Source organism: Lacrimispora sinapis, from assembly GCF_043633585.1.
In the GTDB taxonomy this organism is placed as follows: Bacteria; Bacillota; Clostridia; order Lachnospirales; family Lachnospiraceae; genus Lacrimispora; species Lacrimispora sinapis.
In genome coordinates, this window is sequence record NZ_CP141832.1 from 337,149 (window position 1) to 353,432 (window position 16,284).

General features: G+C 44.3%; 14 protein-coding genes. 6 read left to right on the forward strand and 8 right to left on the reverse strand.

Annotation, left to right across the window (positions count from 1 at the left end):
- Nucleotides 1-12 precede the first annotated feature (12 nt).
- The 5 genes from VIG27_RS01630 to nagA all read left to right on the forward strand — a co-directional run bounded on the left by VIG27_RS01630 (nt 13) and on the right by nagA (nt 6,795).
- The gene (locus VIG27_RS01630; RefSeq protein WP_394524688.1) at nt 13-1,323 is read left to right on the forward strand and encodes a S1C family serine protease; all 1,311 of its coding nucleotides are present in this window, start codon (nt 13-15) and stop codon (nt 1,321-1,323) included.
- A 46-nt stretch (nt 1,324-1,369) separates the two neighbouring features.
- Nucleotides 1,370-2,314, forward strand: coding sequence for a 3'-5' exoribonuclease YhaM family protein (locus tag VIG27_RS01635; protein WP_394524689.1), 945 nt, complete (start codon nt 1,370-1,372; stop codon nt 2,312-2,314).
- Nucleotides 2,315-2,631: 317 nt separating this feature from the next.
- Complete coding sequence (locus VIG27_RS01640; protein WP_394524692.1) at nt 2,632-3,345, forward strand: response regulator transcription factor; 714 nt, start codon at nt 2,632-2,634, stop codon at nt 3,343-3,345.
- Nucleotides 3,317-5,536 (forward strand): sensor histidine kinase, encoded by a 2,220-nt coding sequence (locus VIG27_RS01645; RefSeq protein ID WP_394524694.1) that lies wholly within the window; start codon nt 3,317-3,319, stop codon nt 5,534-5,536. The genes VIG27_RS01640 and VIG27_RS01645 overlap by 29 nt, the downstream gene beginning before the upstream one ends.
- 119 nt (nt 5,537-5,655) lie before the next feature.
- A complete protein-coding gene (gene nagA / locus VIG27_RS01650) occupies nt 5,656-6,795 on the forward strand; it encodes an N-acetylglucosamine-6-phosphate deacetylase (RefSeq protein WP_394527364.1) in 1,140 nt (379 codons plus the stop codon).
- A gap of 239 nt (nt 6,796-7,034) precedes the next feature.
- Here the strand turns inward: nagA and phoU are convergent, their stop codons facing one another.
- The 5 genes from phoU to VIG27_RS01675 all read right to left on the reverse strand — a co-directional run bounded on the left by phoU (nt 7,035) and on the right by VIG27_RS01675 (nt 11,332).
- The gene (phoU, locus tag VIG27_RS01655; RefSeq protein WP_394524696.1) at nt 7,035-7,697 is read right to left on the reverse strand and encodes a phosphate signaling complex protein PhoU; all 663 of its coding nucleotides are present in this window, start codon (nt 7,695-7,697) and stop codon (nt 7,035-7,037) included.
- A 35-nt stretch (nt 7,698-7,732) separates the two neighbouring features.
- Nucleotides 7,733-8,497: a phosphate ABC transporter ATP-binding protein PstB gene (gene pstB, locus VIG27_RS01660; RefSeq protein WP_394524698.1), complete on the reverse strand. Its 765-nt coding sequence runs from the start codon at nt 8,495-8,497 to the stop codon at nt 7,733-7,735.
- Entirely contained in the window at nt 8,494-9,402 is a 909-nt protein-coding gene (gene pstA, locus VIG27_RS01665; RefSeq protein WP_394524700.1) for a phosphate ABC transporter permease PstA, read from the reverse strand. Before pstA ends, pstB begins: the two co-directional genes overlap by 4 nt.
- On the reverse strand, nt 9,395-10,330 hold the full coding sequence (gene pstC, locus VIG27_RS01670; RefSeq protein ID WP_394524701.1) for a phosphate ABC transporter permease subunit PstC: 936 nt from the start codon (nt 10,328-10,330) through the stop codon (nt 9,395-9,397). Before pstC ends, pstA begins: the two co-directional genes overlap by 8 nt.
- 78 nt (nt 10,331-10,408) lie before the next feature.
- Nucleotides 10,409-11,332, reverse strand: coding sequence for a phosphate ABC transporter substrate-binding protein (locus tag VIG27_RS01675; RefSeq protein ID WP_394524703.1), 924 nt, complete (start codon nt 11,330-11,332; stop codon nt 10,409-10,411).
- A gap of 387 nt (nt 11,333-11,719) precedes the next feature.
- Here VIG27_RS01675 and VIG27_RS01680 point away from each other — a divergent pair, with 387 nt between their 5' ends.
- Nucleotides 11,720-13,291 (forward strand): IS1096 element passenger TnpR family protein, encoded by a 1,572-nt coding sequence (locus VIG27_RS01680; RefSeq protein ID WP_394524704.1) that lies wholly within the window; start codon nt 11,720-11,722, stop codon nt 13,289-13,291.
- 131 nt (nt 13,292-13,422) lie between these two features.
- Here VIG27_RS01680 and VIG27_RS01685 read toward each other — a convergent pair whose 3' ends face one another.
- From VIG27_RS01685 to VIG27_RS01695, 3 genes are read right to left on the reverse strand one after another with little or no spacing between them, the layout of a single operon-like run.
- Complete coding sequence (locus VIG27_RS01685; protein ID WP_394524708.1) at nt 13,423-14,235, reverse strand: ABC transporter ATP-binding protein; 813 nt, start codon at nt 14,233-14,235, stop codon at nt 13,423-13,425.
- Between the two features lie 17 nt (nt 14,236-14,252).
- Entirely contained in the window at nt 14,253-15,272 is a 1,020-nt protein-coding gene (locus tag VIG27_RS01690; RefSeq protein ID WP_394524710.1) for a FecCD family ABC transporter permease, read from the reverse strand.
- Nucleotides 15,269-16,282 (reverse strand): FecCD family ABC transporter permease, encoded by a 1,014-nt coding sequence (locus VIG27_RS01695; protein ID WP_394524713.1) that lies wholly within the window; start codon nt 16,280-16,282, stop codon nt 15,269-15,271. Before VIG27_RS01695 ends, VIG27_RS01690 begins: the two co-directional genes overlap by 4 nt.
- Between the last annotated feature and the right edge of the window lie 2 nt (nt 16,283-16,284).

Sequence of the window (16,284 nt, forward strand, 5' to 3'; positions counted from 1 at the left end):
AGGAGGGTAAGTATGCCGGATAATCACGGGCCAGATGATAGAAAGACGGAACCGCGTCGGTTTATCAATGAAAAGATAGTAAAACAGCCCATGTCAAAAGAGGACATGTTAAAAAGGGTGTTAGGCCTTATATTGACTGCGGTTATTTTCGGATTTGTTGCGGCGGTTACATTTGTCATATCGAGACCAGTTGCGGAACGTTTGTTTTTAGGAGAATCGTCCACGCCGGGGACTCCGGTAACCATTCCGAAGGACGACCCTGAGGCCATGTCCTCTGAGTCTGAAACAGCCACTACCGCAGCAGAGACAGAGCCGATCGAGGAATTATTAAAATCAGCGATGGAGAAATACCCTTTTTCTATGGAGGACTATAATACGCTGTACGGAAACCTAAAAGCGGTGGTCCAGAAAGCGGACAAAGGGATCGTGACAGTTCATTCTGTAAAGACCCAGAAAGACTGGTTTAATAATCCAGTGGAAAACTCCGGATTGTTTGCTGGTGTGATCATCTCCGCGGCCAACCAGGAATTACTGGTGCTGACTCCCGATGGAGCGGTGGAAGATGCGGAAGCCATTCGTGTGGCATTTTCTGATGGTACGGAAGTGCAGGGGACCATCAAGCAGACCGATAAGCTCTCCGGTATGGCGATTGTCAGTGTTTCCACAGAAGGTCTTGGGAGAACCCTTTTAGAGGAAGTCAAGGCTTTGGAACTTGGAAACTCCTATTCCGTAAAACAGGGAGATCCGGTCATAGCCATCGGCGGTCCCGCAGGTATGGTTCACTCCTCCGGGTACGGATTTATCTCCTATATCACGAAGAATGTCCAGGTGACGGACGGTATGACCCGCATCCTTTATTCCGATGTAAAAGGGAATGCAGGAACCGGTACCTTTCTTATGAATACCTCCGGCCAGATCATTGGCTGGGTGACAGACGATTATAAGAATGAAGGAAATCAGGATATGACAGCAGCCATGGCCATCTCTGATTATAAGACTATTTTGGAAAAGATGAGCAATGGAGCAGCCTTTCCCTACTTTGGCATCAAGGGCCAGGAGGTCAGTGCAGCCATGAACAGCAGCGGCATGCCCCTGGGGGTATACGTGGTTGATGTGAATGCAGACAGTCCTGCTTATAATGCAGGGATTCAGTGCGGCGACATCATCACCTCTCTTGGAGAGAAAAAAATTGTGACGATGAAAGATTTTCAGGTAATTTTAGAAAAATCCAGTCCGGGACAGGTGATACCGGTGACGGTCTCCCGTAGTGGAAGGGAAGAATATAAAGAGATAAAATTTCAGGTAACCATTGGAGCCAGGTGATTTTCCTGGCTCCCTTACTGCCTGAGTCATCATATGGAGGAATAGAATGAGATATATTGAATCATTCCGCGAAGGAATGCATGTTTCAGACGTATTTTTGTGCAAAAACAGACAGATCTGCCTGACCAAATCCGGGAAAGAATATGGCAATGTCATACTGCAGGACAAGACAGGCACCATAGATGCCAAGATATGGGATCTTGGCTCTCCGGGGATCGGGAATTTTGAAACGTTGGATTATGTATATATAGATGCGGATGTTACGGTATTCCAGAACTCCAATCAGCTGAATGTCAAAAGAATCAGGAAGGCGGAAGAAGGAGAATATACACCCGGTGATTATCTTCCGGTATCGTCTAAGGACATTGATCTCATGTATGAGGAGCTTCTTGGTTTTATAAAATCCTTGAAGAATCCATATTTAAAAAAGCTGTTGGAAAGCTTTTTTGCGGAAGACCCGGAATTTGCCAGGACCTTTAAGTTCCATTCCGCAGCAAAAAGCGTACACCATGGTTTTGTGGGAGGACTTTTAGAACATACGTTAAGTGTGGTAAAGCTGTGCGATTATTATGCAGGCTATTATCCGGGAATCAACCGGGACTTACTTCTGACTGCAGCCATGTTTCACGACATCGGCAAGACCAGGGAGCTTTCTGTTTTCCCGGAAAATGATTATACCGACGACGGCCAGCTCTTAGGCCATATCATGATCGGCACGGAGATGGTTGGAGAACGGATCCGCACCATAGCAGGTTTCCCGGAAAAGACTGCCACCGAGCTGAAACACTGCATCCTGGCCCATCACGGAGAACTGGAATACGGCTCGCCTAAAAAACCGGCCCTCATCGAAGCTCTGGCCCTTAATCTTGCGGACAATACGGATGCGAAGATGGAAACCATGGTGGAAGTTCTTAAAGGAGCAGGAGACAACACGGGCTGGCTCGGTTTCAACAGGCTGATGGATACCAATATCAGAAAAACCACCGAATAAATTACACCATAAGAAACGGTTTAAAGCAGAGGATTATCATGGATGGCTCCTCTGCTTTTTTGTTATGAAAAATATTTAAAGAACAAAAAAGTTTATTTAGAATTTCTTTCGGTTTCTCTGTCAATCATTTTAAGAATGGTTCATTATTCTAATATCAGTACAATTGAGCCGGGGGCATAATAGAAGGGTGAAACCGCCGGCTCGTATGGGAAGAAGAAGTTGTTCGCAACAGAAATCAATGATAAAATCAACACAAAAGAGTCTTGGGTTTGTCAAGAATTTAACAATGACAGACCTTATCATAAAGGAGAGATAATATGGAAGCAAATCACATCTTACTCGTGGAGGATGATAAAGAGATCAGGGAAGGCGTGGAAATCTACTTAAAAAGTCAGGGCTATGAGGTGTTTCAGGCAGCGGATGGGCTGGAGGGACTCAAGATCCTTGACAGGGAGGAAATACACCTTGCCATCGTAGATGTCATGATGCCCCGGATGGATGGCATCACCATGACCGTAAAGTTAAGGGAAAAATATGATTTTCCGGTCATTATATTATCGGCAAAAACAGAAGAGGTGGATAAGATCATGGGCTTAAATATCGGTGCAGATGATTATGTATCAAAACCATTTACCCCCATGGAGCTTCTTGCAAGGGTGAATTCCCAGCTCAGGCGTTATAATAAATATATGGAGATGCTGGAGGCAAAGGAACAGAAGGAAAGAAGCAATGTTTATGCCATCGGGGGTCTGGAGTTAAACGAAGATACGGTGGAAGTATTTGTCGATGAAAAACTGGTAAAGCTTACCCCCATTGAGTTTAAGATTCTGGCACTTTTGATGAAAAATCCCGGAAGAGTATTTTCCGCAGAAGAAATCTATGAACGGGTTTGGAATGAACGTGCAATCAATACAGACACCATCATGGTGCATGTGCGCAAGATCCGGGAAAAGATTGAGATAAATCCGAAGGAGCCAAAATATTTAAAGGTGGTGTGGGGAGTTGGATATAAAATTGAAAAACAGGCATAGGTTCAGCCTGGTCCTTGCCGCCGTGGCAGTATTGACCGCCTCTGTTGTGATGGTCGGACTTTATCCTTTCTTTAAAAATGAGTCTGCCAGACACGAAGAACCGGTATATCAGGATCAGGCATTTTTAAGATACTTAGTTTATGGCAATTATGTACTCGGACTGGAACAGGCCCAGTACCAGCAGGGAGATATACTGTCACCGTTTCAGTTTTTCTTTCCACAGGCGGAAAAAGAACTGAAAAGCCAGTCCGACAGTCCGTCGCCAGGCGGGGAGGATTCCCAGTCGGAGGAATTTGATCCCGACGGAACAAAAGAGCGGCGGGACTATATAAAGCAGCTGCGCCAGAACTGCATCCGTGAATTTGACAGCTGGAACCGGTATTTTGGAGTGATCCGGAACTCACTGGATTATCAGGTCCTTGATGAAAACGGCCAGGTCATATCCGATCATTCCGGAGGACATTCCATACAAGACAGCAAGGATTATGTATTTCAGGCAGTGCTTCATTACGATGATCTCGGCAGAATGAAGGTTGTTTCGGCCAGAGGAGAAGATACCGCAAGACTTCTGACCATGCTCCAGGACTACGGCGATTTGGACCCTATGAAAGACTATTATTGGGATTCGTATTTATATGAGCCGGAATTAAAGCTGATGAATCCCAGAAATATCACCTTTGCTTATGGAATGACGAAACAGCAGGTGACTGTGCTCAAGGAGACAGAAACAGGCTCCTTTGACTCCTATGACAATACGGACGGTGTTTTAAAGATTTTCCTCGGTCTTGTCTGTGCGGTAGCTATCGCTGCACTCCTTTTCTCCTGTCTGGACGTGACGTGGCCGGAATCCAGCCGGATATTAAGAACTCCCTTTGAGGTGGTGGCCGGTGCAGGCTTAGGGGGAGTGTCATTTGGGGCCGGTTTAACAAAACTGGTGTCGGTGACCAACCAGGGAGAGCTGTATGAAACGCTTCTTCGTGCGAACTTCCTGCCCGGTGTGGCGGAAATTATGGTAAAACTCTGGAATCTGCTCTGGTGGTCGGTGCCGTTTGCAATTGCATACTGGTCGGTTCTGTGCCTGCGGGATGTATTTCACATCGGTGTGAAACGGTATCTTAGGGAAAGAACCCTGTTTGGCTGGTTTTGCTCCTGGGTAAAGAACTGCTGTATAAAAATCTATCATTATGTAGGCAGTATCAATTTAAAGGAACAGTCAGACAAAACCATCTTCCGGATCGTTGGAATAAACTTTATCATTCTGGCAGTACTTTGCAGTCTTTGGTTCTTTGGAATCGGAGTACTGGTTTTGTATTCCATCCTTTTATTTTTCATTATGAGAAAGTACTACAGGGATTTAAGTGAAAAATACCGGATACTTTTAAAGGCCACCAACCAGATCGCAGAGGGAAACTTAGATGTGGCCATTGAGGAGGATTTAAGCGTGTTTGAACCGTTTAAAAAAGAAATACAGAAGATACAGAGCGGGTTTAAGGTGGCGGTGGATGAGGAAGTCAAAAGCCAGAAGCTGAAGACCGACTTAATCAGCAATATGTCCCATGACTTAAAGACTCCGCTGACCGCAATCATCACATATGTAAATTTATTAAAAGACGACCATGCCACACCGGAACAGAGAAAAGCCTATATAGATATTCTGGAACAGAAATCCATGCGTCTGAAATCCCTGATCGAAGATCTTTTTGAGATCAGTAAGGCCAACAGCAATAATGTGACTCTGAATCTGGCAGATGTGGACATTGTAAGCCTGTTAAAAGAGGTCAGCCTGGAGCTGAGCGATAAAATCGAAGAGTCCACCATTGATTTCCGCTGGAATCTTCCCGATGAAAAGATCGTGCTTCCTCTGGACGGGCAAAAGACCTACCGGATCTTTGATAATCTTCTGACCAATATCATCAAATATGCCATGCCAAACACCAGGGCATATATTGATATGAAAAAAGAAGATGGATATGTTGTGACCAGCTTAAAGAATGTATCTGCAGCAGAGCTTACCTTTAACCCGGAGGAAATTACAGAACGTTTTGCCAGAGGAGACCAGTCCCGCAATACCGAAGGCTCCGGCCTAGGTATGGCCATAGCCAAAAGTTTTGTGGAACTTCAAAATGGCAGACTTCTGGTGGAAGTGGAGGCAGATTTATTCCGCGTCATTATCCGGTGGCCAATCAGTTAAAGAAAAGAATTTTTGAACGTGGATGGAAAATGGAACATAGTTTTATGATATCTTGAAAACCGGACCGGAACTGTTTATACTTAGAAAAAGACATTTTCATGGGGGCGAAGATAACCGATATGATTATACAGAGCAGGCGCGTCTGGATTGCCGGCCAGTTCATTCCGGCACAGCTTGAGGTGGAAGAAGGGAAGATCACCGCCGTGTATGCGTATGAAACCAAATCCTGGGACCAGGATTATGGCAAGGACAGGATCGTTCCCGGATTTATTGATCTTCACACCCATGGAGCCTATGGTTACGATACCAACGATGGGGAACCGGATGGGCTTCGCAATTGGATAAGAAGAATACCCGAAGAAGGCGTCACCGGAATTTTGCCAACCACGGTGACCCAGTTTCCTAAAGTGCTCAAAAAAGCCGTATCCAATGTGGCAGATGTGGTGGAGAGAGGTTATGAGGGCGCAGAAATACTGGGGATTCATTTGGAAGGACCGTATCTGGATATGAAATACAAAGGTGCCCAGCCCCCGGAAGCCATCGCCAGTTCTTCCGTAGATGAGTTTCAGGAATACCAGAAAGCGGCCAGAGGGCTGATCCGGTATATCACGCTGGCTCCGGAACACGATACGGATTATGCGCTGACGAAATACTGTAAAGCTGCAGGGGTGGTGGTCAGCATGGGTCATTCTTCCGCTTCCTATGAGGAAGCGCTTATGGGAATAGCCAACGGTGCAACCTCCATGACTCACGTTTACAATGGGATGACACCGTTCCATCACCGTGAGCCGGGGCTGGTAGGAACTGCCCTCCGGGTAAGGGATATTTATGGAGAGATTATCTGTGATGGATGCCATTCCCATGTGGCGGCACTGAATTCTTTTTTTACCGCCAAAGGACGCGATTTTGGAATTATGGTAAGTGATTCCCTTCGTGCAAAGCACTGTCCTCCCGGTGATTTTTATGAAATGGGCGGTCATGAGATTGAGATACGGGAGAATGGACTGGCGTATGTAAAGGGAACGGAGACTATCGCGGGCAGTACCTTGAATCTGAATAAAGGCTTGAAGATTTTGGTGGAAGATGCCATGATTCCTTTTGATGCGGCACTTAATTCCTGTACCATAAATCCGGCAAGGTGTTTGAGAGTCGATGACCGCAAGGGACGGCTGGCAGCAGGATATGATGCGGATTTGGTGGTTCTTAATGACTCTTATGATGTGGTAGAGACGTATTGCAGAGGGGTTGGTATGTTGTAGAAGTAGGCTGAGCAGTTGGCGATTTTTACTGGCTGCTTCAGTTTTTGATTTGATTAAGATAAATGGTACGTGACTTCAACAATGGTTTTTGGTTAGGGGTTCGCAGTGCCAAGCTCGAATCCGCTGCGCTCCTTCTCGCTTGACGGCTGGCGCCGTATGCCCCAAAAATCATAATAGCTCAAAAGAATGCCAGCATTCTTTTGAGCTATTCCGCTTTTTGGGGCGCACTGCTTGGAGCTTTACAATATCCTTACATTCTTTAAAGCGCCTGTTTTTGAAAACTCTGTCCATTCACATACATTGACTGCATGATCGCCGATACGCTCTAAATATTTTGCGATCATTAACAGGTCGATACACTGGTCAACGTGTTCGGAGGAGCCTTTTAATAACTCTACCACATCTAACTTTACCTTGGAAAATAATTCATCTACCACATCATCCTGCTTTACGATCTGCTTTGCGGTTTCTACGTCCTGCTGGATAAAGGCTTCGATGGAGCTGTGTACCATTTCACGGGCGGCCACGGCCATTGCAGGGATATGACGGACTACGTGGTAGATATGTTCTCCTTTGATCCGCAGAATCAGCTCTGCGATATCAGAAGCGTGATCCCCAATACGCTCTAAGTCTGTTACCACTTTAAGAGCACTGGATACTACCCTTAGATCACCGGCAACGGGTTGCTGGCGAAGGATGATGGAAAGGCAGCGGGCTTCAATGGAACGTTCCAGATCGTTGATGGTGCGGTCCCCCTTGATGATATCCTCCGCTTTTTCAAAATCCTGGTCTTCAAATGCGATAAAGCATTGTTCAATGGAGGTTTCCACCATATGCCCCATCTCTTTGATATCATCATTTAAGAGATTTAATTCATGTTCATAATTTACTCTTGTTGTCATTGCTCTTCTCCTTTTTATTTCTGCATGAAACTCCATCAGCCAAAACGTCCCGTAATATAATCCTCGGTTCTCTTATCCTTAGGTACGGTAAACAGTTCTGTGGTCGAAGCAAATTCCACCACTTCCCCTACCAGGAAAAAGGCTGTGTAGTCGGCAATTCTGGTCGCTTGCTGCATGTTATGCGTAACGATGGCAACCGTATACTTTTCTTTTAACTCATCCATCAAATCCTCAATCTTTAAGGTAGAAATAGGATCCAATGCGGAAGTAGGCTCATCCATCAGCAGAACTTCCGGTTCCACCGCCAGGGCCCTGGCGATGCAAAGACGCTGCTGCTGTCCTCCGGAAAGACCCAATGCAGATTTTTTTAAACGGCTGGAAACCTCATCCCAGAGGGCCGCACCCTTTAAACTCTTTTCCACAATGGCATCAAGCTCTGATTTATTCTTAATGCCGTGGATTCTGGGTCCATAAGCCACATTATCATAGATGCTCATGGGAAAGGGATTAGGCTGCTGGAATACCATACCGATCTTTTTCCGGAGCAGAGTCGTATCAACTCTTGCGTCATAAATATTTTCTCCGTCAAGAAGGACTTCTCCCTCAATCTTAACATTGGGGATCAAATCATTCATCCGGTTCAATGTCTTTAAAAACGTAGACTTACCACATCCCGAAGGGCCAATAAAAGCAGTGATTTTGTTTGTATAAAGCTCCAGATTAACATCCTTTAACGCATGATTGGTGCCATAATATAAATTTAAATTGCTGGCTGAGATTTTAACGGTATTAGTATTCACGATTCTTTGACCTCCGTGTTGAATTTATGGGAAAGGAATTTTGCAAGTCCGTTGATGGCAAGCACAATCACCAGAAGGACTACCGCAATTCCGAAGGCTTCTCCGTATTTGGCCTTTTGCATACATAAGTAAAGCTGGATCGTTAAGGTTCCGCCGGATTCAAAGATTTTTCCGAAAAAGTTTTTAGGAAGAAGATATCCGCTTCCTGCGGTAAAAAGGAGGGCAGCAGATTCTCCAACAATACGCCCGATCGCAAGGATAATCCCGGTTACAATACCAGGCATAGCGCTTGGAAGCAGGATCGTGCGGATCATGTACCATTTGGTAGCACCAATGCCCAGTGCACCGGAGCGGTAGCTTTCAGGAACCGTTTTTAAAGCCTCCTGAGTGGTTCTTGTAATGAGTGGAAGAACCATAATGGATAAGGTAAGAGCACCGGTCAGAATAGAATAGCCCAGTCCCAGAGTATTTCCAAAAAACACATAGCCGAACAGACCAAAAATAATGGAAGGAATCCCGGATAAGGTTTCTGTGGTAAACTCAATGACCCGAACGATTTTGCCGCCCTTTGCGTACTCATTCAAATAAATCGCAGCACCCACTCCGATGGGAGTGGCAATAAGTAAAGTAATAGCAACAATATATAAGGTATTTACAATATTTCCAATAATTCCGAATGTTCCTTTTATAGTACTTGGAACCGTAGTAAGAAATTCCAGATTGATTTGAGGAATCCCTCTTACGAACACATATCCCATAATACCGACCAATAGCAAAATCGAAATAGAAGCGCACAGATAAATGAGAACCAGCAAAACAGAGTCCGAAATACGGGTTTTCCGGTTATAAATGCTGTTCGTTGAAGGGGCATTCGCGGGAACAGACATAACAGCGTGATTAGTCATGGTGTGCGGCTCCTTTCTTTAAAAGATTGTTCAGAGAAATGTTAATAATCATAATGAAGGCGAACAGGACAAGTCCAATGGTGAAAAGAACCTGCTTGTGAAGTCCTTGGGAATAAGACATCTCAGAAACAATCGCAGTGGTGAGGAAGCGGACAGAGTTAAATGGAAGCGGAATATTAACCGAACTTCCGGACACCAGACTGATGGCCATTGCTTCACCGATGGCACGGCCGGTTCCCAGTACAATGGCAGTAATGATACCAGATTTCCCAGCCGGGATGACCACATGAAAAATCGTCTGTATTTTTGTAGCACCAAGGGCAAGAGAAGCACTTCTCAAATGGTCAGGAACGGAACGAAGGGCTGTTTCGCTGATGTTGATCACGGTAGGAAGTATCATTAAAGACAGTACCAAAACCGCTGAAATCAGGTTTGCACCTCCGGTAAACTGATGAGTGGTGGAACCTGCAAAAATTTTTAATTCCAGCTGATACATCAGAGGATTTAAAACCAGGATTCCCAAAAGACCATAGATAACGGAAGGAATACCAGCTAACAGCTCCACCGCCGGGCGTACGATTCTTGTCAGTTTCGGAGGCGCTACTTCAGCCAGGAAGACAGCCGTCATGACACCAATGGGAACTCCGATCAAAATGGCCATGGCAGTTCCCACAATAGAAGTTAAGATAACATATAAGATTCCGAAACTTGGAGAAGCGGCAGTCGGTCTCCAGGTAGATCCAAACAGAATATCCAGGATTCCTACCTTAAACAGAGACGGAGTGCCGCTTATAAGCATGTACAAACTAATGGAGGCCACAGCCAGAACAGCAAAGAAGCCGCAGATTGTAAAAATAATCTCTGCAGCACGTTCTATTTTGGATTTACTTCCATGGCCACTGAATATGGAATATGTCTTTGGTCGCATACAAGAAGCTCCTTTCAAAAAATGGGGACGCAACGTAGATCATCGGCTGCGCCCCCAGTAAATGTTAATACCAGTAAATTAGTTTGCCGGGATTAAACCAACGGATTTTACTAATTCTTTTCCTTCGTCGGAGTAGATGTAGTCAAATAATGCTTTTACTAAATCATTTTGCTCGGAAATCTCACCTTTGGTAGCCATTACGAATGGACGGCTTAAAAAGTAAGAACCAGCTTTAATATTTTCCGGAGTAGGCTCTGTACCTTCCAGATTCATGGTCTTAACAGTATCGTCAAGAACATCAAGAGAAACGTAACCGATAGAACCTGGTGTTGATGCTACCTTTGCCATAACAGCACCGGTGCTGTCAAGCTCATTGCTGTATTTGCAGGCATCTTCAAGCTTTAATAATTCTTCAAAAGCACTTCTGGTACCGGAACCGGATTCACGTCCGATCACTACGATCGGCTGATCTGCGCCGCCTAAGTCTTTCCAGCTGGTAGTAGTGCCGTTGTAAATGTTGATTAACTGATCTTTTGTTAAGTTATCAACCTTATTGCTTGGGTCAGTAACGATTGCAATTCCGTCGATCGCTACAATATTTTCAACAATGCCTTTTGCCTTTTCTTCATCTTTTAAATTACGGGAAGAGTTACCGATGTCTGCGGAACCGTTTCCAACTGCTTCAATACCTGCACCGGAGCCAACGAATTCAGCCTGTACGGTAACGCCCGGATTAGCTTCCATAAATACTTCACTTAAAGCTGTAGCAAATTTTTCCATAGAGGTGGAACCTACCATGCTGATAGAGCCTTTTAAGTCAGCAGCGGCTGCCCCTGCGGCAGTTGTAGCTTCTGCAGAAGATGTACCGCTTTCAGAGCTTGCAGCAGTTGTGGAATCAGAAGCCTTTGTCTCAGCAGTCTTGCTTCCGCATCCAGCCAGAGCACCCATTGCAAGAATTGCCAATCCTGTTAATGCCAGTGTCTTCATATAATTTTTTTTCATAATTACTCTCTCCTCTTTTCTCCATAAAATTGCTTTCGCTTACATGTTGGAGTATATCAGCCGTCCAACATTCTTGATATCATGTTTTTGTATAAGTATTGTAAAGGTTGTGTAAAGAACTGAAAATTCAGTCTCTTCTATAGAAGAAAGTATTTGCTGTTTTTAACATAGAAATTCCTTATTTTCCGAAAGATAATGCATTGGTAAAGAAAAAATGAGCTTAAAAATTAAAATCCTGTCACTACAATGTTAAAAAATGCGGAATAGACTGGACAGAACTGGATAAAGTGTGGTAAATTGGAACGTGCGTTTTAATATGAAAGAAACTGCAAAAATATTCCGTATGTTAAGAGCGGATACGAAAGACACGAGACAGGAGGACGTTTCATGGGAGCATATCAACTGAAAATCACGATCAAAGGCAGTAAGCCGCCGATTTGGAGAAGGATTTTGGTGCCGGAAGGGATTACCTTTGCCAAATTACATCAGGTGATCCAGACTGCATTCTCTTGGAGCAATGAGCACCTGTATCAATTTGAATTCCGTTCCGAAGGGGTCCGGGTAGTTCCCTTTGAAGAAAACGAATCCAAAAAATTTCAGTATATATTAGCAGAAGAGACCATTGACAAACTGGTATCAGATACCGGTAAATTTACCTATACCTATGATTTCGGTGATAACTGGATACATGCCATCACTGTGGAAGAGGTAATCCCTGATTACAAAGCACCCTATGCCCAGGTGGTTAAATTTAAAGGAGATATCATTCCGGAAAACTGCGGTGGACTAAAAGCCTATTACGAGCTCCTTGAGAAATCCCCTGAAATGATAAAAGAATACGATATGGCTTCTGTCAATGAGGCATTCCGTCAGAACGGCCATGTATCATCAGAAGAAGTCCATATTGCGGAAATATACAAATATTACGATAAAAACAGTATTTTGGAGATTGCAAAAAGACACGGCATGAGCGGCCTTGCCAAATTAAAAAAGGAAGAGCTTGCAGAACGGACAATTTCCCATATATTAAAGAAAGAAGTCATGAGACCCTATTTCCTCTGTGTCCGTGATTCAGAAATGAAATTATTTGAACAGATAGCAGAAGGAAATTTTGAGGTTGCCTCCTGTGATATAGAAGAAATGGATTTTCTGTATGCAGGCGGTTATTTGACTTCCGAGGCAGATTCCCGGTTTTTGACAGCAAAAGAAGTGATTGAAGCATATCAGGAGTTTAATTCACCCGAATTCCAGGAAGAACGGAGCCGGATCAGCACGATCGGAGACTATCTCTGCGCTGCCAATTCCCTGTATGCCGTTACCCCGCCCTCTGTTATATTGGAAACCTTCAATAAATATGAAGCAAAAAAACTTACTTTGGAAGAACTCCTTCACGCGTATGAATGCCTGCGGCCGTATCGCAGCCTTGTTGCATACGTTGAAGGCAGCTTTGTAGATGCCACATTAGCAGAGCATAAAAGCTACGGAGAGTTTCTCAGCCGACAGAAGAAAGTTCCTTATTATATTCCGACCCAGCAGGAGATCCGTTTCATGGCAGACAATGAAGGGTTCCTGATGACTCCTGAATTACATCAGCTCGGCTCCTTTCTAACAAAAGAAATGAATGTTGATGAGGATATGATTCCATACATCCTTCGCCAGATTCAGGCACAGATCAGTCTTGGGGGACAGCTCCAGGAAGTCATGGACGATATGGAAACCTTCGGTATCTTTTTTGACGAAGCAGAACATATGGAACACTTTGCCAGCATTATCACAGATGTATGGAACCATACCAGGCTCGTGCTGAACCGGGGACACAAGCCATATGAGATGGTGATGAAAGGACTGGAAGGGGTATCGAATCAGCGTAAGGTCGCTAAAAAAATATATCCAAACGATCCTTGTCCCTGTGGCAGCGGCAGGAAATACAAAAAGTGCTGTATGAAGAAGCGGGATTGATACGAATCCCACCCCAACTATTGACATAGAGCCATAAAAATAAGACCAACGGAAAAATAGTACAAGGGCTAACTTTCCATAGGTCTTATTTTTTTATATTGGTTTATAATAATATGTCATCTATTTCTTAATCAAACAGCAGTTCCTGCATTAATTATATGCCTTCCTTTTCCATGTGGAATCAATAGAGGGGTGCCAAAGATGGGATCTATAGAAACTTCGCAATCAAGGCCAAATACGTGACGGACAGTTTCTGCTGTCATCACCTCTTCTGGAGCACCCTCTGCATACACCTTTCTATCACTCAGGGCAACCATATGATGTCCATATCGGCAGGATAAATTCAAGTCATGAAGAACCATGACAATGGTCCGGCTCTCTTTTGCATTCAGCTCATAGAGCAGATCCAAAATTTCAATTTGGTGTGCCAGGTCTAAATATGTGGTAGGCTCGTCCAGAAGCAGGATATCAGTTCCCTGAGTTAAAGTCATAGCAATCCAAGCTCTCTGACGTTGACCTCCTGATAAGGAGTCTACAGTTCTGTCTGCAATGTCAGTCATTTTTGTATCATATAAGGCCTTTTGGACCATTTCTTCATCTTCACTGGTCCATTGCTGGAGCCAGTTTTGGTGAGGATAGCGTCCCTGGCGCACAAGCTGCATAACAGTAAGTCCTTCTGGAGCAGTCGGACTCTGGGGAAGAACTGCAAGTTTACGTGCAACATCACGGGTGGACATTTTAAAGATATCATTTCCATCTAATACAACGGCTCCTCTTGCAGGCTTTAACAGGCGGCATAGAGAACGCAAAAGTGTCGATTTCCCACAGCCGTTGCTTCCCACCAAAATAGTAATTTTACCCTCTGGAATCTGTATGTCTAAATTTTCTATCACCGTATTCTCTCCATATGATATGGATAAATGATTGGTCAATAGTCTGTTCATAATTTGCCTCCTGTAGCCTATTTATTACGGTTCCGATATAATTGATAAATAAAGAATGGTGCTCCAATCAGTGCAGTAAATACTCCTGCTGGTACATCAATAGGTAAAAACAGAGTTCGCGCCACTGTATCAGCGGCCAGTAAAATCATGGCACCTAAGATAGCTGAAGCTGGTATTAGAGCAGCGTGGTTGGCACCAATAAGGCGTCTGCCCATATGAGGAGCAACAAGACCAATAAAGCCAATTGCTCCTACCACTGCAATGGCATTTCCTGCCAACGCAACACTTAAAAGTAGTAGTATGGCACGGTGCCGCTGCAGGTGTGCTCCCAGTCCAATGGCAATATCGTCTCCCAAGCCTTGCACATCTAAATGCTTTGCATGTGCCATAGAGAAAAGAAAGCAAAGGCTGACCCAGGGAAGAAGAAGCTTAACATCTTTCCAGGTCACTCCATAAACACTTCCAACCATCCAAATATAGGCCTTATCAGAAGCCACGAAATTCCCTTTAGCAATGATTAAAGTAGTCAAAGCACTGGTTACGGAAGAAATACCAATTCCTACTAAAATAAGCCTGGTAGGAGAAACCCCATCTTTCCAGCTCAGTACATAAACTAAAATAGTTACCAGTAAGGCACCTATGAATACAGCCAAAGGCATAATGCTAAAACTAGCTTCTGAAAACAGATTTATAAATATAACTGCCGCCAGGCTCCCTCCACTGGTGATGCCTATTATGTTAGGCGCTGCCAGTGGGTTTCGAATGGTGCCCTGGAGCAATGCTCCAGACATGCCTAAAGCTGCACCGGATAAAATCGCAACATAAGCTCTGGGTAACCTTAGAGAATCTAGTATCAATTTTACCTGAGAATCTGATTTTCCCAACATACCTTTTATAACCGTGAGAGGAGATAAAATCTGCGATCCTGCGCAAACACAGCCTATAAATACCACAATTAATAGCAGTAGCATTAGAATCAGTCTATTCCCGGGAGTTATTGTAGTAGAGATATTCTTAGTGAATAGTTTCGGTCTCATTTCTCACCTCTTAAGCTTCTTCTTGCGATGTAAATGTAAAAGGGTACTCCAATCACTGCAGTCATTACGCCCACTGGCGCTTCGGATGGCATGATTATAAACCGTGCAGAAATATCTGCAAGCAACAGCAGTGATGCTCCCATAACAGCACTATAAGGAATAATCCAGCGGTGGTCCCTTCCTACAAAAAATCGGGAAATATGGGGAACCATTAAGCCAATAAAACCAATGGAGCCAGCAATAGCAACGGAACTTCCTGCCAATAAAATAACAGAGACAGAAATAAGCAGCTTAACGATACCCGTGCGCTGGCCAAGACCCTTTGCAACATCATCTCCTGATGTTAAAATGTTTATATGGACAGCAAGGATAAAGGCCAAAAGCATGCCGATTATCATATACGGAAGGACCATTTCCTGATGTTCCAGATTTCGGCCAACTATTGCTCCCGCAAGCCAGGAGAGTGTGTTCTTCATACCCGATTCGCTTAAAACAAGCAGACCCTGGGTGAAAGAAGTAAAAAGAGCAGTTATAGCAGATCCTGCTAAAATAATTTTAATCGGTGTAAGCCCGTCTCTCCCGATGGAGCCAAGAAAATATACGGCAGCAGAAGAAATTGCAGCTCCGCCAAATGCCGCCCATACAATACTGACAGGCGGAAGGATATTTGGCATGGAGGCTGCCACAACAGCAAAAAATACGGCTCCGGCGTTGATTCCGAGAACACTGGGGGCAGCCAGCGGATTCTTGGTCAGAGCTTGTGTCAGAGCACCAGCCACTGCAAGACAGGCCCCAACGGTAGCCGCCACTACCGCCCGGGGAAATCTTGTATTCATTACAAGAATATGCTCTGTAGAACTGGAATTAAAATTTAAAAAGGACTGACATACATCATATAAAGAAATACGATACGATCCAAGGGATACACTTGCTGCAAAGGTAAATATCAAAATTGCTAATAATAGGATAAGAACAGTCATTTTTTGTAATGGACTCTGTAAGCGTGCCATGA